Source organism: Chryseobacterium sp. SIMBA_029 (assembly GCF_046535275.1).
GTDB lineage: Bacteria > Bacteroidota > Bacteroidia > Flavobacteriales > Weeksellaceae > Chryseobacterium.
Genome location: NZ_JAWRXA010000007.1, coordinates 69,853 through 88,646 on the forward strand (window position 1 = coordinate 69,853; position 18,794 = coordinate 88,646).

General features: G+C 37.1%; 21 protein-coding genes and 1 riboswitch. Of the genes, 5 read left to right on the forward strand and 16 right to left on the reverse strand.

Annotation, left to right across the window (positions count from 1 at the left end):
• Positions 1-25 precede the first annotated feature (25 nt).
• From truA to SB679_RS14000, 3 genes are all read left to right on the forward strand, one after another.
• Complete coding sequence (truA, locus tag SB679_RS13990; protein WP_410702909.1) at positions 26-757, forward strand: tRNA pseudouridine(38-40) synthase TruA; 732 nt, start codon at positions 26-28, stop codon at positions 755-757.
• 23 nt (positions 758-780) lie between these two features.
• Positions 781-1,125, forward strand: a complete 345-nt coding sequence (locus SB679_RS13995; protein WP_410702910.1) for a hypothetical protein — start codon at positions 781-783, stop codon at positions 1,123-1,125.
• Positions 1,126-1,355: 230 nt separating this feature from the next.
• Positions 1,356-3,110 carry an ABC transporter ATP-binding protein gene (locus SB679_RS14000; protein ID WP_410702911.1) on the forward strand — a complete coding sequence of 585 codons (1,755 nt, stop codon included), beginning with the start codon at positions 1,356-1,358 and terminating at the stop codon, positions 3,108-3,110.
• Between the two features lie 86 nt (positions 3,111-3,196).
• Here the strand turns inward: SB679_RS14000 and SB679_RS14005 are convergent, their stop codons facing one another.
• Together SB679_RS14005 and SB679_RS14010 are read right to left on the reverse strand one after the other, a co-directional pair.
• Positions 3,197-3,547, reverse strand: coding sequence for a hypothetical protein (locus SB679_RS14005; protein ID WP_410702912.1), 351 nt, complete (start codon positions 3,545-3,547; stop codon positions 3,197-3,199).
• A gap of 48 nt (positions 3,548-3,595) precedes the next feature.
• Positions 3,596-4,306, reverse strand: coding sequence for an aspartate/glutamate racemase family protein (locus SB679_RS14010; protein ID WP_410702913.1), 711 nt, complete (start codon positions 4,304-4,306; stop codon positions 3,596-3,598).
• A gap of 379 nt (positions 4,307-4,685) precedes the next feature.
• On the opposite strand from SB679_RS14010, the gene SB679_RS14015 reads away from it, so the two are divergent.
• Complete coding sequence (locus tag SB679_RS14015) at positions 4,686-4,898, forward strand: hypothetical protein (RefSeq protein WP_034710397.1); 213 nt, start codon at positions 4,686-4,688, stop codon at positions 4,896-4,898.
• A 51-nt stretch (positions 4,899-4,949) separates the two neighbouring features.
• On the opposite strand, the gene SB679_RS14020 is transcribed toward SB679_RS14015, so the two are convergent.
• The 3 genes from SB679_RS14020 to SB679_RS14030 form a co-directional block, all read right to left on the reverse strand.
• Positions 4,950-6,242 carry an MFS transporter gene (locus SB679_RS14020; RefSeq protein ID WP_410702914.1) on the reverse strand — a complete coding sequence of 431 codons (1,293 nt, stop codon included), beginning with the start codon at positions 6,240-6,242 and terminating at the stop codon, positions 4,950-4,952.
• A 21-nt stretch (positions 6,243-6,263) separates the two neighbouring features.
• The gene (locus SB679_RS14025; RefSeq protein ID WP_410702915.1) at positions 6,264-7,226 is read right to left on the reverse strand and encodes a hypothetical protein; all 963 of its coding nucleotides are present in this window, start codon (positions 7,224-7,226) and stop codon (positions 6,264-6,266) included.
• A gap of 87 nt (positions 7,227-7,313) precedes the next feature.
• Entirely contained in the window at positions 7,314-8,066 is a 753-nt protein-coding gene (locus SB679_RS14030; protein ID WP_410702916.1) for a DUF3575 domain-containing protein, read from the reverse strand.
• Between the two features lie 192 nt (positions 8,067-8,258).
• Between SB679_RS14030 and SB679_RS14035 the strand changes: the two genes are divergently transcribed.
• Positions 8,259-10,346, forward strand: coding sequence for a TonB-dependent receptor plug domain-containing protein (locus SB679_RS14035; protein ID WP_410702917.1), 2,088 nt, complete (start codon positions 8,259-8,261; stop codon positions 10,344-10,346).
• A 275-nt stretch (positions 10,347-10,621) separates the two neighbouring features.
• Here the strand turns inward: SB679_RS14035 and ribB are convergent, their stop codons facing one another.
• From ribB to SB679_RS14090, 11 genes are all read right to left on the reverse strand, one after another.
• Positions 10,622-11,269, reverse strand: a complete 648-nt coding sequence (gene ribB, locus SB679_RS14040) for a 3,4-dihydroxy-2-butanone-4-phosphate synthase (protein WP_410702918.1) — start codon at positions 11,267-11,269, stop codon at positions 10,622-10,624.
• Between the two features lie 90 nt (positions 11,270-11,359).
• Positions 11,360-11,485: riboswitch (FMN riboswitch) on the reverse strand.
• A gap of 172 nt (positions 11,486-11,657) precedes the next feature.
• A complete protein-coding gene (locus tag SB679_RS14045; RefSeq protein ID WP_410702919.1) occupies positions 11,658-12,326 on the reverse strand; it encodes a DUF4272 domain-containing protein in 669 nt (222 codons plus the stop codon).
• Positions 12,327-12,349: 23 nt separating this feature from the next.
• On the reverse strand, positions 12,350-12,715 hold the full coding sequence (locus tag SB679_RS14050) for an alpha/beta fold hydrolase (protein WP_410702920.1): 366 nt from the start codon (positions 12,713-12,715) through the stop codon (positions 12,350-12,352).
• Between the two features lie 9 nt (positions 12,716-12,724).
• Positions 12,725-13,129 (reverse strand): alpha/beta fold hydrolase, encoded by a 405-nt coding sequence (locus tag SB679_RS14055; protein ID WP_410702921.1) that lies wholly within the window; start codon positions 13,127-13,129, stop codon positions 12,725-12,727.
• A gap of 130 nt (positions 13,130-13,259) precedes the next feature.
• Positions 13,260-14,504: a hypothetical protein gene (locus SB679_RS14060; protein ID WP_410702922.1), complete on the reverse strand. Its 1,245-nt coding sequence runs from the start codon at positions 14,502-14,504 to the stop codon at positions 13,260-13,262.
• A 71-nt stretch (positions 14,505-14,575) separates the two neighbouring features.
• The gene (locus SB679_RS14065) at positions 14,576-15,334 is read right to left on the reverse strand and encodes a hypothetical protein (RefSeq protein WP_410702923.1); all 759 of its coding nucleotides are present in this window, start codon (positions 15,332-15,334) and stop codon (positions 14,576-14,578) included.
• Between the two features lie 102 nt (positions 15,335-15,436).
• The gene (locus SB679_RS14070; RefSeq protein WP_410702924.1) at positions 15,437-16,045 is read right to left on the reverse strand and encodes a hypothetical protein; all 609 of its coding nucleotides are present in this window, start codon (positions 16,043-16,045) and stop codon (positions 15,437-15,439) included.
• 22 nt (positions 16,046-16,067) lie between these two features.
• The gene (locus SB679_RS14075; protein ID WP_410702925.1) at positions 16,068-16,853 is read right to left on the reverse strand and encodes a hypothetical protein; all 786 of its coding nucleotides are present in this window, start codon (positions 16,851-16,853) and stop codon (positions 16,068-16,070) included.
• A gap of 134 nt (positions 16,854-16,987) precedes the next feature.
• The gene (gene arr, locus SB679_RS14080) at positions 16,988-17,401 is read right to left on the reverse strand and encodes an NAD(+)--rifampin ADP-ribosyltransferase (RefSeq protein ID WP_410702926.1); all 414 of its coding nucleotides are present in this window, start codon (positions 17,399-17,401) and stop codon (positions 16,988-16,990) included.
• Positions 17,402-17,460: 59 nt separating this feature from the next.
• A complete protein-coding gene (locus SB679_RS14085) occupies positions 17,461-17,844 on the reverse strand; it encodes a 5-carboxymethyl-2-hydroxymuconate Delta-isomerase (RefSeq protein ID WP_410702927.1) in 384 nt (127 codons plus the stop codon).
• A gap of 88 nt (positions 17,845-17,932) precedes the next feature.
• Positions 17,933-18,778, reverse strand: a complete 846-nt coding sequence (locus SB679_RS14090; RefSeq protein WP_410702928.1) for a sialate O-acetylesterase — start codon at positions 18,776-18,778, stop codon at positions 17,933-17,935.
• Positions 18,779-18,794 lie beyond the last annotated feature (16 nt).

Here is an 18,794-nt window from a genome sequence, read left to right on the forward strand (position 1 = left end):
AATTTTGTGGAGTTATATTATTACATTGAGGTATTTTATTGAATTTTCCTACAACGGCAAAAATTATTTCGGCTATCAAATCCAGCCGGATGCCATTTCTGTACAGGAGGAACTGGAAAAAGCACTTTCCACTATTTTAAGAGAAGATATTAAAACTACCGGTGCCGGAAGAACAGATACAGGCGTTCATGCCAAAAAAATATTTGCTCATTTTGATACTGAGAATCCTGTAAGCGATCAGCTTACCCATCGGTTGAACAGTTTTCTTCCGCCGGATATTTCCATTAAGAGCATTTTTCCGGTACGGGATGATTTCCATGCCCGTTTTGATGCAACGTACAGAACATACGAGTATTATATCTCCATGGAGAAAAATCCTTTTACCCAGGAATCGGCCTGGCAGCTCTGGAGAAGATCTCTGGATATTGATAAAATGAATGAAGCCTGTAAAATTTTATTTGAATATGAGGATTTTACAAGTTTTGCAAAATTAAAAACAGATAATAAAACCAACATCTGCAAAATGTATAAGGCAGAGTGGGAGCAGAATGGGAGTGAACTTAAGTTTACCGTTTCTGCAAACCGTTTTCTTAGAAACATGGTTCGGGCTATTGTAGGAACCATGGTGGAAATAGGGGCCGGAAAAATACAGCCTGAAGAACTTCGGAGGGTTATAGAAGATAAAAACCGCAATGCAGCGGGAACTTCGGCGCCTGGTCACGGATTATTTCTGGTAGACGTGGGCTACGAATTTTAAAAACATTAAAAAAACTAATAATTATGATGTCAATTTTTATTTTGATAGGAGCTTACCGCTATTATGCCGGGTTAGCGGAACGATTTGGTAAAACAAAATGGCAGTATGGGCTTTTAGCTATTGCCATTTATCTGTTTTTCCAGGTTGCTTTTCTTATGTGCTATGGAATATATCTGGGAATTACCAATCCTGATTCTGTACAGCAAAACAATTACACCGATTTTTCCTTTGCTAATCTTATTAGCTGGGTATTTGCAATTGTAGCTGTATTTGGGATTTATAAATTACTTGAGAAAAAATTTGAAAAAGAATATTCCAAAAAACCTTCTATAGAAATCGAAGAGATAGGCACTCCACAGAAATTTTAAAATCTTTGACGAAATTCAGGCCTGGTAGTTTGTTTGATTCATTCGTGTTCATTAAGATGTTGATGCTGAGTTTTTTAATTGCTTCTTATTGCAGTGTGTTCATTCATACTGTAAATAACAGCTATCTGAAATTTTCTATCACTATTTGATCAAGTTGTTCTGGCTGTCAAATTATAAAGTCTTATTTTTGCAGAGAATTTTATTTTAATTCTTTTTCTTCAATTCGTACAATGAAAAAACAAGATACCTGGGAGATAATAAAGAGGCTGTTCTTTATTGGAATGAAGTTTCGTTCATGGTTCATCCTTACTTTAATTATCTCCATCATACTGTCTATAGTTTCTACTTACAGGCCCTATCTTACCATGGAAGTGGTGGATAATGACATCACAAAGCTCCACGATAAAGCTTTAATGATGAAGCATATCTATATCCTTGTAGGGTTGGTCTTTGCGGAAACTGTTTTAAACTTTTTTTTAGTCTATTTTTCAAATTATATTTCTCAGAATGTTATCCGGGATATCCGGGAACGATTATATGCTAAACTGATTTATTTCAGAACCTCATTTTTTGATAAAACGCCGATCGGGCAGCTTGTCACCCGTGCAGTAGGAGATGTGGAAACCATTGCCACAGTGTATACCGATGGATTTCTGATGGTTTTTGGAGATATTCTTAGAATTGTATTCGTATTGGTGATGATGTTCAATACAGACGTTCATCTGAGTTATATCACGCTTGCTATTCTTCCGTTAATGGTTCTTATTACAAGATTTTTCCAGAAAAGGCTGAAGAAAGCTTTTGGAGATGAAAGAACATGGACTGCCAATCAAAACTCATTCGTTCAGGAAAGACTGGCGGGAATGCCGATTATTCAGGTGTTTAACAGACAGGAAGCTGAGTTTAAAAAGTTTGATGATATTAATATTACCCTGAAAGACGCGTTGTTGAAAACCGTTTTCATTTTCTCATTATTTTTTCCGGTAGTAGAGCTTATTTCTTCTCTTTTTATAGGTTTTATCCTGTTTTATGGAGGATATATTACCATTAGTGCCGGGGTTGTTATTGCTTTTATTCAGTATATTTCTATGTTGATTCGTCCTTTGAGACAGATTGCAGACCGTTTTAACAATATCCAGAGAGGAATTGTAGGAGCAGAAAGAGTGCTGGGAGTGATGGATGAAGATTATGCGATGCCGAATACCGGAACGGTAGAGAAAGATCATTTTGACGGAAAGATAGAATTCAAGGATGTTCATTTTGCCTATGACAGCAAGCAGGAAGTATTGAAAGGAATCGATTTTAAAGTGAATCCCGGAGAAACGGTTGCTATCGTAGGAGCCACAGGAGCTGGGAAATCTACGATTATCAGTTTGATTACCAGATTGTATGATATTAATTCAGGGCAGATTTTTATTGATAATGTAGAACTTAAAGAATACGAATTATACAATTTAAGAAAACATATAGGAGTGGTACTGCAGGATGTTTTCCTGTTCCACGGAAGTATTTTTGAGAATTTAGCTTTTGGAGATGATAGCATTACTTTAGATAAGATAAAAGCCGGTGCCAGGGAAATTGAAGTCGATGATTTTATCGAAAGCCTTCCCGGAGGCTATGAATATGTCGTAAGTGAAAGAGGTTCGTCAATCTCTCTTGGACAAAGACAGTTATTGTCATTCCTAAGAGCGTATTTGTCAGATCCTAAAATCCTTATCCTGGATGAAGCCACTTCTTCTATAGACCATGAAAGTGAAAAACTGATCCAGAGGGCAACAGAAAAAATCACCAAAAACAGAACCTCAATTATTATTGCTCACAGGCTTTCCACCATTGAAAAAGCAGATAAAATTATTGTTATGGAGCGTGGAAAGATTGTTGAAGAAGGTAAGCATCTTGAACTTCTGGATAGAAACGGATATTATGCAACCCTTTATAAAGCCCAGCTGAGACATGAAGTGGAAGTAAGTGCCGTCTCAAAATAATATGAATCACTTTTAAGTATAAAAATAGAAAAGATACTCTTTACAGAAAGAGTATCTTTTTTTATAGTATCATAAGGGAGCTTACATTATAAACCATAAGGAATAATTCCAAGATCTTTTTTCCATGCATCACCATACTGAGCCGTTAAATTTTTTGCAAGTGCACGGTTGTTTTCTTTAGCCTGCTGGGATAGGGTAGGACTTATCACACAGTTTTCGTAGACCACATCCGTTTTGTATTTGGATCTGAAGTTTTCATGGTTTTTGGACATGATCCCAAATTGAATAAAATGAGGCAGTTTTTCTTTCTGAGACGGAACATCATGCTTCCCTTTCTTATCTTTAACAGTTATTTTAATGTCATTTTTTTGCTGGGCAGCGGATAATCCAGCAAAAGAAAGGGTGAGCAAAACGAGGAATAATTGCAGGTTTTTCATAGGTTTGTTTTTATAGTAGATAAGAAAATCAGGATAAAGTTAAATCTTTTATAACAGCTGTTTCTGATCGTAAGAAGATAATGCGTACTCTACAATCGCTTCAGAATGGATCTTTGTAGTATCAAATACAGGAATTGAAAAGTCTGTCTGGTTCAGCAGCAATGGGATTTCTGTACAGCCTAAAATAAGCCCTTGTGCGCCCCGTTGTAGTAAGTCATCAACAATATCCATATATCTTTCTTTGGTTTCCTGAAGGACAATCCCTCTTCCCAATTCTTCTTTCACTGTCTGCTGCACATATTCCCTTGTTTCTTTGAGTTCCGGTGTCAGGACCTGGATTCCGAAATGTTCTAATTTTTTCCGGTAAAAATCCATTTCCATGGTGAATATGGTTCCTAAAAGCCCCACGGTGGTAAGTCCGGTGCTGTTGATCTTTTTGGCCGTCTCTGTTACAATATGAATAAAAGGAAGTTGAATTTCTTTTTCCAGGCGGTCGGCAAATAAATGGGCAGTATTCGCGCATAATACGATGGCTTCCGCACCGCTTCTCTGTAAATTCTTGCAGGCATTGAGAAGCAGATCATAGGAGTTTTCCCATGTTTTTTCCTGGATGTCTGCAAAATTCAAGGAGTAGATCATACATTCTGCATACTGTAACCCACCCAGTTGGCGGTTGATCCCTTCATTGATGAATTGATAATAATCCATTGTTGAAACCCAGCTTATTCCTCCTACAAGTCCTATTTTTTTTAATTTCATATCATTAAGTTTTTGCATCCACTATTACTCATAGAATGGACTGGTATCCCCATTTTAAAGGAAAAAACCATTTCTTCAAAATTAAATAAAAAACATCAGAGCCATTGAGTTTTTCCTCCTGTAAATGATAAAATATTACGGAGTGTTTACTTCTTCAAATTGCTGTTTTTCAAAACTCTAGAAATTGTTTATGCAATAATCACTACAGAAATAGGTATAGTTTTTGCACTATACTAAAATTAATTAAAAAAAGTGATCTTTACCCAGTGTTTATATTGGAAAAATCATTAATTTTATTAAATATTTAAAACTAGCCTTTATATGTTGAAGGGTGTGTAGAGTAAAGTTAAAATTTTTAAATTAAATCCAAAAAATATAAATGAATAATATCCAAGATGAATTCCAAACCTTTAAAGAGGAATTAAAAAAGTTGAATATCGAAGTACAGAAAGTAGTGAAAGTTGGAAATGGAAGCATGGACTTTCATGAGGTTTTTTATAAATCTCCGAGGTATGATGATGTAAAGAGTGTCTATGTTCAGCGTCATAATCTGGACAATATGATTGAAAAATTCAAACAGGCCTACCATTAAAAATAAACAACCGCTACAGATTCTGTGGCGGTTGTTGTTGGTATAAGTATATTAATCTTGATCTAAGGTTGAGGTTTTTTTCGTGTCCTTCATTCTGGCGTACACCACTAGTGAAAGGAAAATACAGGCCGTGATATACCAGTAAAAATAGTTTTCCATATTAGCCTGCTTAAGCCAAAGTGCAATATATTCGGCGGTTCCTCCAAAAATAGCTACAGTCAGGGCGTATGGTAATCCTACCCCAAGAGCTCTTACTTCGGAAGGAAAAAGTTCTGCCTTCACAACAGCATTAATCGACGTATACCCACTTACAATAAGCAAAGCTGCCATAATCAAAAAGAATGCGCCCCACATTGAAGTCGTCGTACTTAAAGCAGTAAGAAGCGGAACGGTACATAATGTGCCTAAAATCCCGAAACCTAACAATAAAGGTCTTCTTCCTATTTTATCAGACAATGCTCCAAATGCAGGTTGCAGGCACGCAAATATAAAGAGCGAAATAAATGAAATCAGCGTAGATTCCTCTTTGGTAAGATGAACCGTATTCACCAGGAATTTCTGCATATAAGTCGTATAGGTGTAGAAAGCTAAAGTTCCTCCTAACGTAAGTCCTACTACAGTAAGCAATGCCTGAGGATGTTTCAGAAGTTCTTTGATGCTTCCTTTTTTCTTTTCGCTGACATTTTTTTTATTCTCGAATGCTTCAGTCTCATGAAGATTGGCCCTTAAATATAAAGCGATAACAGAAAGTAATGCCCCGATTACAAAAGGAATTCTCCATCCCCAATCTTCAAGCTGGGCTTCTGTCAGTAATAATTTCTGTAAAATAAGCTGGATTCCTAAAGCAATCAGCTGGCCGCCAATTAAAGTTACATATTGGAAACTTGAATAAAATCCCCTTCTGTTTTCAGTTGCCATCTCGCTGAGGTAAGTTGCTGAAACTCCATATTCTCCACCCACACTCAATCCCTGGAGCAATCTGGCCAGTAAAAGTAATAAAGGTGCTAAAATGCCTATGCTTTGATAGGTTGGAGTAAGGGCAATAAGCAAAGAACCGAATGACATCAGGAGAACAGAAAGCGTCATGGCTCTTTTTCTTCCGATTTTATCTGCGATACTTCCGAACAGCCATCCACCGATAGGGCGCATAAGAAAGCCTACTGCAAATATTCCAGCTGTGTTCATCAGCTGTGCATTAAGATCCGAATCCGGGAAAAAAGAATTGGAAAAATAGATCGCAAAGGCAGCGTAGGCATACCAGTCATACCATTCTACAAGATTTCCTATCGATCCGCCGACGATCGCTTTGATCCGCTGGGCGGTGGTGATGGAGGATGTATTCATATTATTAATGAAGGAGCAATATTAATTCTTTCTGAAAATTCTTTTTAATTTTTCTAAAAAACCTGCTTTAGATTCAGTATTTTGTCTTGTCCCAGGAGGATATGGAGAAGCCATTGCTTCTGGTTTTTCAGCGGGTGTGCTTTTATAGTCAGAAGTTTTTTTCTGTTCCTCCGGATTGTGGATATTTTCGTTTTGGGAAGAATCTATTTCCGCCAGGTTTTGGGCCGCAGGGCTGTCTTTGACATGAACTCTGTTAGGTTCTTCTATTTCATGTCCTGTCAGCCTTTCATAATGCATTTTAGCTTTATTGAAAACCTCAATTTCTTCTTCCGGTCTGTCGTCTACATGAGACATTTCAGGGATAAGTCCGCTACTTAATTTTACAGAATCACATTCAAAGTCATTCATAATTCCCTGATGGATTCTTATGGCAATCTCAATTTCACCTACATTTTCAAAATATTGGGCGAATTGAAGCATGTCATCTCCGATTTCATACTTCTCAAGGATATTACCGATAGAACTGCTTATTTTGGCTTTGGCTGAAGCAAGATTGGCAATGGCTTTTTCTTCTCCGCTTTTGGTTTTCAACAGATCTATAAATTCCTGGATACGTCCTCTTATTTCCGGATTAAGTTTGTATTCCTTAATATGTCCCAGATCCGTAAGGTAAACACCCTGGCTCATTGCCTCATCAGAAAGAACATGGATGTAGCTGCTCATGATAAATGATAAATGCACCAGAAGATTTGAGAATTTTCTTAATGAATCTGTGCCTATTGAAGACTGCTCTAATGCTTTATACAGTTGTAAACCTTCCAGAAATTCAGTCTGATATTGAGGAGGTAAGAAACTTTCGTCCTTAATCTCGACCTCTTTGCCATTTAAAATTTCAGCAAGAAAGTAATGAACCCTCGGGTGTTCAGAGTTTTTCAAAACTTCTTTTAATTCTTCAAATTTGTTTTCACGGATGAGTTCTATCATTTTTTTTGATGTAAAGTGCTTCGAAGATACAAATTTCATCAATAGATAAAAATGCTCCGAGACGAGACGGTAAAAAATAATTATGTTTTAAAATCTGTACCCCAAAGACAATCCGCTTCTGAAACCTGCCCATGGCCCGTCAATCTTTATTTTGGCACCGTTTGCATTGGTTTCTACGGTATAATCGACAAATGGAATATCCATTTTTTCAATTTCCTGCTTAAGCTGTGCCTGCATTTCAGGAGTAAGGACATAATCGCTGGTCATGGTAAAATCACCTTTTCCGCTGCCGTAATGGGCACCTGCAATCCAGAAATCCAAGACTAAGTTTTGGCTTCTGGTAAGGAAAAACTGAACTCCTACCATAAGTCCGCCACTGTTTCCATTCGTGCTTCCTGTTCCTTTAAGAGGAATCTGGTAAGTAGCGGCATTTACTGCAGTATAGTCATAATAGAAATCAAAAGTATTGGAAGACACTTTGGAATACCGGTAATAAGGAGCAAAATAAAATCCCTTTCCATACCCTTTTCCGATGTAGAAACGAGGTTCTATAGTGAAGTTGGTCGCTTTTATCCTAAGGTTCTGGAACTTTTTTTCATCTTCATCATTCAAAAATGCATTGATGAAGGGCACTTTTCCTTCCGTCATCGTACCAAATCCTATATTCACTGAAAACCATTGGTTAATGGCTCTTTCATACGACAGATTGATATTTCTGAAGGCGTAGGCTGTAACATTCGTCTTAATGATGTTCATTCTTTCCGAAGGAACAACAGTTGTTTCCTGTGCATCCATTCCTGAAAACAGAAAACCGGGGATTAAAATGAGGTATTTTTTCATGATCTTATATTTTAGTGGTTGGTGTTTGGTGAAAAATAAGCAAAAAACGGGCAAAAATTAATTAAAAAACACTAATTGGTGAAAAATTAACTATTGCTTATCAATAATTTGAACTTTAGCACATACTCCATTTGGAATACATGTAATAAATACCGCATATTAGCGGTCTTATAGATGATATTCCTTTTTTATATGAAAAAAACTATATGTTCTGTACTTTTTCTTTGCGGCGTTTTTGTATACTCGCAGGAAAATGTAAAAAAAGACACCATTAACCCATTGAAAACGAAAGAGATTCAGGAAGTAATCTTAAAATCACAACGTAAAAAACAGTTTGCCGATAAATCAGTATATACTTTTGATAAAGAAGCGCTTGAGAAAGCAAGATATGCAAAAGATTTACTGGAAACCTTGCCGGAACTGCAATTGGATCCGATCTCAAATAGTATTACCAGTACAAAAGGAGGAACTTCTTTATTTCTGATCAACGGAATTGAAGCTACCGACCTTCAGATTCGGAGTGTAGCACCCAGCGAAGTAGTAAAAGTGGAGTATTACGATATTCCTCCGGCAAGATGGGCTTCAAGAGCCGATACAGTAGTCAATATTATCACCAGATCTACAGAAACGGGATATGTTTTTGGAGCAGATGTGAGTTCTGCTTTAACTACAGGTTTTGTTAATGCTTCTGCCTATGCAAATTTTACCAAAGGAAAGAATAATTTTGGATTGGAATATTCCCTTAACCTCAGAGACTACGACAATAGAAAAGCTCAAAGTATTTATGATTATAATCTGAATGGTGAGCATTACCGTTCGGATGAAAACCGTACCGATCATTTTGGGTATACTTTCCAGAATGTTGCGCTGCGTTATACCCGATTAGTACCCGATGATTATGCTTTTCAGGCAAAGCTGAATATGGATATTTTCAGCAGGTTTTCTAAGGGAACGGGGCAGAGTATTTTTGAAAAAGATGATTTCAGTGAAGAACACGCGATGTTTAAAAACAATGCTTCAGACTACGTTATCCCGAAATTAGATTTGTATTACTCAAAAAAGATAGGCAAGAAAGATGAAGTAAGTCTTAATGTTGTGGGTTCCCATTATACCACCAATACCACTGAATTTGCGAAAGAATGGATTGTTCCTTCAGGAATTTCTGTATACGATAATGATATGATTCTTAATACAAAACAGACCGATTTTGTAGGGGAGTTAGCTCATACCCATGATTTTAAAGGTGGAAAGTTATCTTCCGGGTACCGTATTTCAAATACTTCTATTTCCAATGACCTGAATAACCTTGCAGGCTACTCTGAATACAGCGTTAACTACCTGGAGCAGTATTTTTATACAGAATATTCGGGAAAGGTCAATAAATTCAGCTATCGTGTTGGGGCAGGGGTTACCAATATCCATAATAAAAGTGCAGCCAATACTTTTGATGAATGGTCTTTCACTCCGAAACTTATTTTAGGCTACCAGCTGAAAAATAATCAGAGCCTTCGTTTAACCAGTAGTTTTAGTCCTACGAGTCCATGGAGCAGTGCTTTGAGCAGCAATGTAGTGCAGATGGCTCCTAATATTGTACAAAAAGGAAATCCTTTCCTGAAGTCACAGCAAACTTTCGCGAATAATCTGATTTATTCTTTTAATAATAAGCATTTCGATTTTAATGCGAATTTATTTTACCGTTACACCAATAGAATTATTAACCAATATTATGTGGTAGACGATACGTTCGGAGGATATGCTCTTACGTATGAGAACGGGAAAAATGCCCAGCGGTATGGATTACAGCTTTCGGGATCCTATAAACCTTTCGGAAGCAGTCTCCTGGTAATAAAAGCTGTTCTTACACCGGCATCCGAAACAGTAAAAACCAGTACGGGAGCATTGATTAAAAATGATTATCTCGCCAATAACTTTGTGGTGTCCTCAGAATATAAATCTTTCAGCATCCAGTATCAGCTTAATATTCCTGTCTATACGCTGAGCGGTGCCTTTTTGAATACCAATGAAAATCAAAACCATATTTTCGCAAGATATAAACTGAAAAGCTGGTCTTTCACGACCGGGATGTATTGGATGGGAATGCCTTCTCAATATAAAACCAAAAGTCTTCCGGAAAGTTTAGTCAACTATAATGTAGATACAAAGATCATGAATAACAAATCGATGTTTGTTTTAGGACTAAGTTATGATTTCTCAAAAGGAAAGAAAACGGAGATTCAGAGAAAGCTGAATAATGATACGGCACCTGCGGCTACTTTTTAATAGAGTTTAATTTTAAAATATAGTTTAAAAAAAATCTGCACAATCTATATTATCAGCGATAATATAAATCTAAAGAATAATCACAATAAATAATCCGCCCTGAAACAAGGCGGATTATTCTATTATATGATCAAAGATTTCTTTTGATAAACGTTGTATTTCTTGGGTTCAGCATTTTTTAATTTATATGTAACTTGTTTTTAATGAAATATTTAAATAAAATAACCACCCATTAAAATTGAGTGGTTATTCTGTGCGCTATATTCTTACTATGATTAGTTGCTGATGATCATTTTGCGGTAAGCATGGATGTCTTCAATAGTCACAACGCTCATTCCTTTTCTGGTCGCAAAATCTACAATTTCCGGAAGTCTTGCCATAGAACCATCTTCATTGGTTAATTCGCACAGTACGGCATCATCTCCCAGGTTGGCTAATTTTACAAGATCTACACTGCCTTCCGTATGGCCGCGTCTTTCAAAAACACCGTCTTTTCTGGCGATTAACGGGAAAACATGACCAGGACTTGCGATCTGTTCGGCGATAGCATTCTGTGCAATAGCAGTTCTGATCGTTGTGACACGATCTTTCGCTGAAACCCCGGAAGAAACACCTTCTTTAGCTTCAATAGAAATGGTAAATGCGGTTTGATTTTTAGAGTTATTGGTTTCCACCATGGGACGAAGATTCAAGTGCTTACTTTTCTCTTCAGAAATACACAGGCAGACAATCCCGCTGCATTCGCGGATCAAAAGGGCCATGTCCTGTTCTGTAATGGTGGAGGCTGGAAAGATGATATCACCTTCATTTTCGCGGTTTTCATCATCTACCAATAGAATTCCTTTGCCTTGTTGTAATGTAAGAAGTGCATTTTCTACACGTTCTCTGGACGTAAGTCCGAATTTTTCTAGTAATTTTTCCATGTTATTTTACTGTTAAAAGTTAAAATACACTTCGGTCCATGGAAATGAAATACGGCCAATAAGTCCATAAGATAGCCTTATTGATTGTTTCATTTTCTTCTCCCATCCAGACTGTAACTGTCGGTTTTGGAATTTCACCAAATCAGTCCTTTCGTTAAAAAGGAGTCGCGGACTGTAACCGCCGGTAGGGAATTGCACCCTGCCCCGAAGAAAACTTATCTAAGTTTTACTGTATGTTTGTTGAATTGTTTTTTATTTCATTAATGTATATATAACGCACATACTGCAAATCTCCGAAAGTTTTTTGAATTGAAGAAAGAATTCTGTAGAATTTGGAAACAAAAAAGCCACCCTGTATAGAGAGCGGCCGTATATTGTAAAGAGTTGATTACGTATCACACGATATATCATCCCACTCCTGATTCATATAAGTAATCAGCCAATTTAAAGCATAATGTCTTTCATACACGATGCCGGGATCTACCGTTGTCATTTCCAGGTGGTTAATGCGGGCATCAACACAGGCCCAATGGTATCTGTAGTACAAATCATTAGCATCCAGTATTTCCGATTTGGAACGGATGTTATAAGGAGTATTGATGAAATCATTGGGATCTTTATCGCCGCCTACAGGATAGTTTTCTGCAGGAACATCATTTAAGTCACATAATTCATTGGGAAAAGGAAGCGTATCAACAATTTGTAATGCCCACAATAAAACCCAGATGCATTCGCATTTCCAGGTTTCCTGAAATTTTTTATCTTCTGTAGGATGCTGTAGGAAATCTTTTTCATTCGGCGTAGTATACTGCCACAGATTACAGTCTTCCAGATAGCCGATGGCTTCTTCTGCGTCTATACTGTCAAAAGCAACCAAGTTGGTAATAGCCAGAATGGTAACTCTGGTAGCGATTTCTTCAGAAGTTCGAAGGGTTGTTTCCTTTTCTGTTTCTATGTGGGGAAGGTTAAAATTAATTTTTATTCCTTCTTTTTTAAGAATTTCCTCACTTCTTTCTTTTCGTGAAAGTTCTTCTTTTTTCGTAGAAATATGTGGCATGATAAAGAGTTAACGTGAATAATTTAGATGAGTTCTTTAATGGTCTGTTCAAGTAATTGATTGAATTTTTCTGGATTTTCCAGCATTGGGTAATGGCCTGTTCCGGTTATTTCCACATAATTGTAATCATTTAAATATTTTCTGTTATTTTCAAGATTAGTAGGAGAGTTATCTGAGTTGATGGCTCTTACCGGTACCTGAATTTTTACAGCAGCTTCCCTGAAATCTGTTTTATACAAAGGTCTTAGCAGATTGATTGCTGTTTCCGATGTGTTTTGGAGGAATTCATTCTGTAGTTTTTTTCTCACATCAGAAGGTGTTTTTTCCACAAAAAGATATTGAGGAAGAATATTTTCAACCGCATTTTTAAAATCATTACGGTAATGCACGAATAAATATTACTCAGCCTGTTCATCCGTAAAAGTTTCATCAAGATCTTTTACGGTATCTATTAGAATAAGACCCTTTACCTGAGGAATTTTTGAAGCGGCTTCCAGAACGTAGGCTCCTGACATCGAGTGTCCTACAAGAATGATCTCCTGAGAATCGATCTGGTCGGCTACTGCTTTGATATCTTCTGCATAGGATTCGCTTGACCATTCTTTTCTGGAGGCATCCGATTTTCCGTGGCCAGCAAGACTCATCTGTACAATGTGATATTTGTCTTTGAAATATTCCTGTTGGCCGTTCCACCATTCTGCATTGCCGAGCCATCCATGTACGAATAGTATGGAAGGATTTCCCTTTCCGCTTTCTTTATAGTGAATATTCTGTCCGTCTGACGATTGTGCGTATTTTTCCATGAGTGATTGCTGTCCCGATTTATAAATTGTGATTTTTGTGAAACTAAAATACAAAAAGTCTGGTAAAGACTTCCGTTTTACCTCTTTTCAGCATTTTGATTTCAGAATATGAGTCAATCATAGTAAGATGTTACCATTTCCAGATTTGGGGCTCATCTTTCCAGATCAGCAGCCTGAATTCTTCATTATGATTTCCGTTGCCAATGGTGTGGGTATCTCTGCGGCCCTGGTCTAATTTGAGTTTATGTAAAATACCAGAATGGGCAGCTGCCCAAAGCGTTTTCCCATCATCTGAAAGAGTCATTCCGGAGATGGTAGAACCCAGAAAGTGCCTCCAAAGTTGGTTTCCATCTTTGTCAAATGCTTTGATGTAGCCGTAAGCATCGCCAAGAATGTAATAGTTTTTTGCAGCAGTACCAGCGTAGACTCTCATTTCTTCATCGATAATGGTATAATCATCACTTTCCGTATACGCTTCAATATCAGCACCTACATATTGATCGGAATTGATTCCGATGGTTATTCCGTTATAAAAGTGGCATGAATTGGTAATCAGCTGGCTGTCATCTTTTGCAAACAGACAGAAATGTGGATATGAAGATTGTGCTCCAATGGAACCTAACGTATTGCCATTTGCATCTAAAATTCTGTGGTCATAACTTTGATCTCCTACCACAATATAGGAATTGTCATGAGAAAGCGTTGCGTTTTCCATATCAATATCTGGTGTCCAGTCTTCTTCGTTATCTTCATTCAGGGGATGGATGAGCCTTTCTTCATTTTTAGAAATTAGATAGATTCCGAATGAGGTAACCAAAATAATTTTGCTTCCGTCGTTGAATGGGATCAGCTCTGTAATTCCTGATTCTATAGTCTGGCCCAATTGAAATTCGTTGATAAGTTCTCCGGCCCAGCCTTTATAAATTGATATTTTACCATCAGTTGCTATCGCAAAAACATTGTCTTGTTTTGATTTTCCAACTGCCTGAATATTTTCGTCAAGTTTGGTCACCCGATCATGATCCAGCAGATAAGCCTGTCTTTTTTCATAAGAAGTTCCCGTCATAAAAACAATCTTTTCATCAGCAATGAATTGCAGCTGCTCGATACTTTGAGCTTTGTTTTCCATTAAAGGAATTATAGGTGTGTGGGCCGGTGGGAAATGTGTTCTGAAAGTTTCTGTATCGTAATTCTGGTTGGCTGTTTTAAGCAGGTTAAATACCGCTTCAGCAAGATGGGATCTTGTATCTTCAGGTTCTTTGCCTTTCCAGTTTTCCCAACCGTTTTTTTCACCGAAGTCAACCATTTCATTAATTTCTTTAGCATACTGCTCTCCTTTTGAGAACCATTCTTCCTGGATTTTAGTGTTTTGCATAATTGATGATTATATAAAGTTTGAGATATTCTTCACAGGAATATCCTATCTGAAAATTTAAGAGTACCGTATTATTTAAAGGTTGTATGTTCATCATGGTATCCGTTGATTTTACTGCTACTTCCTTTTAACAGCTTAGGATTGACGGTTCCGGTTTTCTCTGCTGTGAATTGAAATGCCAGAATATCTAACGTTTCGCCAGGTTTGGAAAATTTTTCTTTTTTTAGGGTGTAAGTTCCTGCCGGTCCAATTTTTATGGTATCTCCGGGCTGTTCCATAAAGGTTTCCACATTGCTTTTTTCTTTGGTGTTTACTTTAACGGTTTTAGACAGATACAACACGTTTACATCCTGAAGGCCGGACCAATGGATAGAGAAATCTTGACTTAATGGTACCTCTTCTTTATAGATAATATTTCTTGCACTGCTTAATTTAAGGGAAGGAACACTGCCCAGGAAAAACTTTTTACCGTTCGCCAGTTGAATCTGAAACTCATATTGATTATTTTCCGGCGCTATCTTCTCTGTGTGATATAGATACGTTTTGGTATAATATAGTCCCTGTACAATTTTGTAGTCTATTTTTTTGCCATTCACGGTAATATTTACCGAATCGTTGCCAAACATTTTACCTTTTCTGTCGTATAAACTAACGGAAATGCTGTTGTCATTTTGATCAGTTAAAGTCTGGTAGATATCAATCACCGCTTTGATATCAGAAATATCTGTAACCTTTGATGCCGGAATAGGCTCTGAACAGGAGCTAAACAGAAAATATAGACCGCATAATAATATATAAAGCCTTGTCTGTACATAGCTGTTGATTTTCATATGATTATATTTTGGGTGAAGAGTGTTAAATTACAAAAAATAGGATTAGGTGCATCCGGAAAATTCTGAACTGTTACTAAAAAATAGTGTCTAAAGTAATTATCAGTAAAATTGCTGTATGGTTTCAATAGCTCCGGTTTCTGGATCCAGAAAAAGATAAATGCTGCTGGTGTCGTGAAAAAATGGACAGTCTTTGATGTCCACCTGAGCGAGAAAAAATAAAGGTTTGTCATTCTTTATCGGCCATTGTGGGTTTTGTATCCATTTTGGCGGCTTCGACTGGTACTGAAAAAGCTGAGCATACCGGGCTTTGATGAATTGATTTACAGCTGATTTTGAAAGCGTTTTATCCGAAGGCAAAATATATTTTTCAATGAATGCTGAATCTGCATCGATGTATTTTGGACTCAGCACAGATGCAAGATTGTATTCATCGGCATATTTTTCTGTGGGCGTTGTTTCAATTCCTGATCTCTCTAAAAAAAGCGCTGCTGTACCTTGCGCATTTAAAACACCGGCTGTACTGTTATAATCCTGTTCAGCTAGATACAAAAATGCATTGGTCCCTTCAAGGTAAGTTCCGTGCCAGTTGATCTCCGTTTCAGAAAGAAATTTTTGGAGAGAATGGCTGGTATAAAGGTGCTGTTCAAATTCTTTGGGAGGAAGTGCTCCCTCAACAAATTTCGTTAATATTTGTATTTCTTCTGTCATAATTTGGGCTGTGAGTAGGTTGTTATTTCTTTTCAACAGTGACCTCTTTCAGTTCAAAAGGTATTTTCCTGATGGATTTTTCATTTTCTATCATCAACTCAACCCGGACCTTGCTGACTTCAGAGGGAGTCATCCCTTTTTTTAGTTTAACGAATTTATAAGTAATGCCTGTCTTTTTATTACGAATGGACAGATTATCATACCCGGGATCTCCATCATCATTGATGAAATACATTATTTTTTGTTTCTTGTTATACCGGTAGGCATAGATAAAATCATACGACTTGAAATCAATTTTTTTGTAGTCTTCATCCTCATTTATTTTATAACTGAAATCAGGGAAAATTTTGTTAATCACGGTTGAATCTACAATACTGAAATAAAGCTCAGGATTTTTGTCCGTTATTTTTTTATCAATCAGATTAGTATTTCGGGGTATATCTCCAAGAGTGCCCAGATCAAAGTATGATCCGTTGGCTTTTGAAGGGGTGAAATATTTCATAACCCCTTTTATATTTACCGTTTTGAATGTATGATCCGGGATATAATACCGTTTTACTTTGTTTTCTCCGTTATTGTAGTTGTAATTAAGAGGATATTCCTTATTCTCTTTCCATACGTTTTTCTTATTATCAGTAACCGTTACAGTATCAAAATCGATCAGATCGAATTTACTGGTTGGCTTATTCATCTCTATATCGATTTCAATAAAATCATCATATTGAGAAGCATAGGAAAGCTTTATATTGTCCTGAGAGAAACACAGAACGGATATGGAGATCAAAAGGAGCAGAAGTAGTTTATTCATTTTTTGTATTCGGTGTCTGGTTTTGCTGAAGGTTAAATTAGTGAAAATATAAGTAAGGAAAATGAAAGCATTTCCTATACGAAACACCCGTTAAAATTTCAAACTGTTTTTGATATAACTATGGGCAGAATAGATCAGTCTTCAATAGCTTCGATACCCTGTCTTTTAAGTTCTTCAAGACGGTCTTTCATTGTTTTGAGCTGTTCTGCGGAATGTCCTGTCCATTCTGTAACTTCTCCTATCACTTTGAAAGGATGTTGTGAACGGTAGGATTTAGTAGGATTGCCCGGAAATTTTTTGTCTGTTAAATTGGGATCATCTTCAATCGGACCTGTAGGTTCTACAATATAAATTCGTTCTTTCCCCTCTCCGAAAGCCAGTTCGGCGCCCCATGTTGCCGCTTCCAAAGTAGCAGAAAGATAGATGTATTTTGCTTTTCTCTTGGTGCCGTAGTTGGAGCTGAAGCCAATTTCTATGAGGTCTCCGGTTTTGAGATCTGCTTTCGTGCCGTGATAGTAGGTAGCATTTTCTTTGGATGTTGTGTTCATAGGGTATTTTTGTGATGTTGTGTAAAGATAAAAACGGAATGAATCGTAATCTGGATGAATTATAGCCCGAAATGTCTGTTATAACCTGAATTTTCGGGATTAATGAGTGCCTTGTTGCAATAGGTGGCTGCTTCGAGTTCATGGATGCTGACCGCGAGGAAAGAAATATCTGGGAACAAAGCAGTAACATTCGTGCAGATTTGTTTTGAAAGCACTGCCTTCTGTTCCGTACTGCGTCCTTCCATGATATAGCCGAAAATATGCAGAAAGCTATCCTTCTGATCCCCAAGCCTGTAATATTCATAGGGATGAAGCCTTACTTTAATATCATTGAGAGCAAATATTCCTGATGAATCGGCGGTTTCATACACCACGTTCATTATTTCTTCCGGCGTTCTCTGCTGAAGAATATTCTTTGAACATTCTATGATGAAATGAGGCATAACAATTTTTTATGATTTGTAGTTTATAAAAATAAATAAAATAATCATTTGATTTTGTTATTTCTGAGAATTAGCAAGATCGTATCGATCAGTGAATTTGCACGATTTGATCCTGAAATTCATTTGCTGTGACAATTCCCATAGCAAACTGATATTGAAGCTGTTCAATTTTTTCGTTTTTTGTCAGCGGTCTGTTATGAATAGTTTCTATCATCTGATCCTCGTCCGGTAATGATTCCAATATATGCGTTTTTTGTTGAAATGCTTTAAAGTATCTGATTCCAAATTTTCTCTGCGAAATGGCATTAAAATGAATATTGTCAGGATTAGCTGTTAAACCTTTAGCAGACACAAAGTAACAGTGATCATGATCTTCTGCAAATTGGATGAGTGCTTTATTGACTTCATTGTACTCGCTGAAATATTGACCATAGATACCATCCTGTAGAAAATCACCCAACCCCCCAATGATGAGCGGAATGTCTGGTACATTAAGCTCTTCTCTCAGGGTTTTTATAATAAGGGCCAGTTTTTCTCCATACAGCCTGTATTTTTGACTGTTGCTGTTATTTTCTCCCTGATGCCATAGAATTCCGCGCAACGTGCTGATTTTTTGTGCAACTTTTGCCTGAAGAACTGCATTTTGAAATAATACACCTTCTACCGACCAGTCTTCCAGACTTGTACCGCCATCCGCGCATGGAATTAGTGCAATATCATCTTGCTGATTATGAAATAAACGCCATGAAGAGGCAAAGGTAGCTGCCAGACTGATTCCGGAAGTGGAACGGTCAGGATTAACAGGCTCTGCCATCATTTGCCATCTTCCGTTTCTTAACATTTTAATCTTTTCGTCATAAATAGAAGGGACTTCCTTTAAAAAACCACGACCTGCCATATTAGACTGGCCAATCATTAAAAATGAGTGTATCATTGTACTTGTGTATGTA

What these genes read in the sequence shown, in the direction of transcription:
- SB679_RS13995 (WP_410702910.1), top strand. Translation starts at nt 781, where the DNA reads ATGATGTCAATTTTTATTTTGATAGGAGCTTACCGCTATTATGCCGGG.
- SB679_RS14000 (WP_410702911.1), top strand. Translation starts at nt 1,356, where the DNA reads ATGAAAAAACAAGATACCTGGGAGATAATAAAGAGGCTGTTCTTTATT.
- SB679_RS14005 (WP_410702912.1), bottom strand. Translation starts at nt 3,547, where the DNA reads ATGAAAAACCTGCAATTATTCCTCGTTTTGCTCACCCTTTCTTTTGCT.
- SB679_RS14010 (WP_410702913.1), bottom strand. Translation starts at nt 4,306, where the DNA reads ATGAAATTAAAAAAAATAGGACTTGTAGGAGGAATAAGCTGGGTTTCA.
- SB679_RS14015 (WP_034710397.1), top strand. Translation starts at nt 4,686, where the DNA reads ATGAATAATATCCAAGATGAATTCCAAACCTTTAAAGAGGAATTAAAA.
- SB679_RS14020 (WP_410702914.1), bottom strand. Translation starts at nt 6,242, where the DNA reads ATGAATACATCCTCCATCACCACCGCCCAGCGGATCAAAGCGATCGTC.
- SB679_RS14025 (WP_410702915.1), bottom strand. Translation starts at nt 7,226, where the DNA reads ATGATAGAACTCATCCGTGAAAACAAATTTGAAGAATTAAAAGAAGTT.
- SB679_RS14030 (WP_410702916.1), bottom strand. Translation starts at nt 8,066, where the DNA reads ATGAAAAAATACCTCATTTTAATCCCCGGTTTTCTGTTTTCAGGAATG.
- SB679_RS14035 (WP_410702917.1), top strand. Translation starts at nt 8,259, where the DNA reads ATGAAAAAAACTATATGTTCTGTACTTTTTCTTTGCGGCGTTTTTGTA.
- ribB (WP_410702918.1), bottom strand. Translation starts at nt 11,269, where the DNA reads ATGGAAAAATTACTAGAAAAATTCGGACTTACGTCCAGAGAACGTGTA.
- SB679_RS14045 (WP_410702919.1), bottom strand. Translation starts at nt 12,326, where the DNA reads ATGCCACATATTTCTACGAAAAAAGAAGAACTTTCACGAAAAGAAAGA.
- SB679_RS14055 (WP_410702921.1), bottom strand. Translation starts at nt 13,129, where the DNA reads ATGGAAAAATACGCACAATCGTCAGACGGACAGAATATTCACTATAAA.
- SB679_RS14060 (WP_410702922.1), bottom strand. Translation starts at nt 14,504, where the DNA reads ATGCAAAACACTAAAATCCAGGAAGAATGGTTCTCAAAAGGAGAGCAG.
- SB679_RS14065 (WP_410702923.1), bottom strand. Translation starts at nt 15,334, where the DNA reads ATGAAAATCAACAGCTATGTACAGACAAGGCTTTATATATTATTATGC.
- SB679_RS14070 (WP_410702924.1), bottom strand. Translation starts at nt 16,045, where the DNA reads ATGACAGAAGAAATACAAATATTAACGAAATTTGTTGAGGGAGCACTT.
- SB679_RS14075 (WP_410702925.1), bottom strand. Translation starts at nt 16,853, where the DNA reads ATGAATAAACTACTTCTGCTCCTTTTGATCTCCATATCCGTTCTGTGT.
- arr (WP_410702926.1), bottom strand. Translation starts at nt 17,401, where the DNA reads ATGAACACAACATCCAAAGAAAATGCTACCTACTATCACGGCACGAAA.
- SB679_RS14085 (WP_410702927.1), bottom strand. Translation starts at nt 17,844, where the DNA reads ATGCCTCATTTCATCATAGAATGTTCAAAGAATATTCTTCAGCAGAGA.
- SB679_RS14090 (WP_410702928.1), bottom strand. Translation starts at nt 18,778, where the DNA reads ATGATACACTCATTTTTAATGATTGGCCAGTCTAATATGGCAGGTCGT.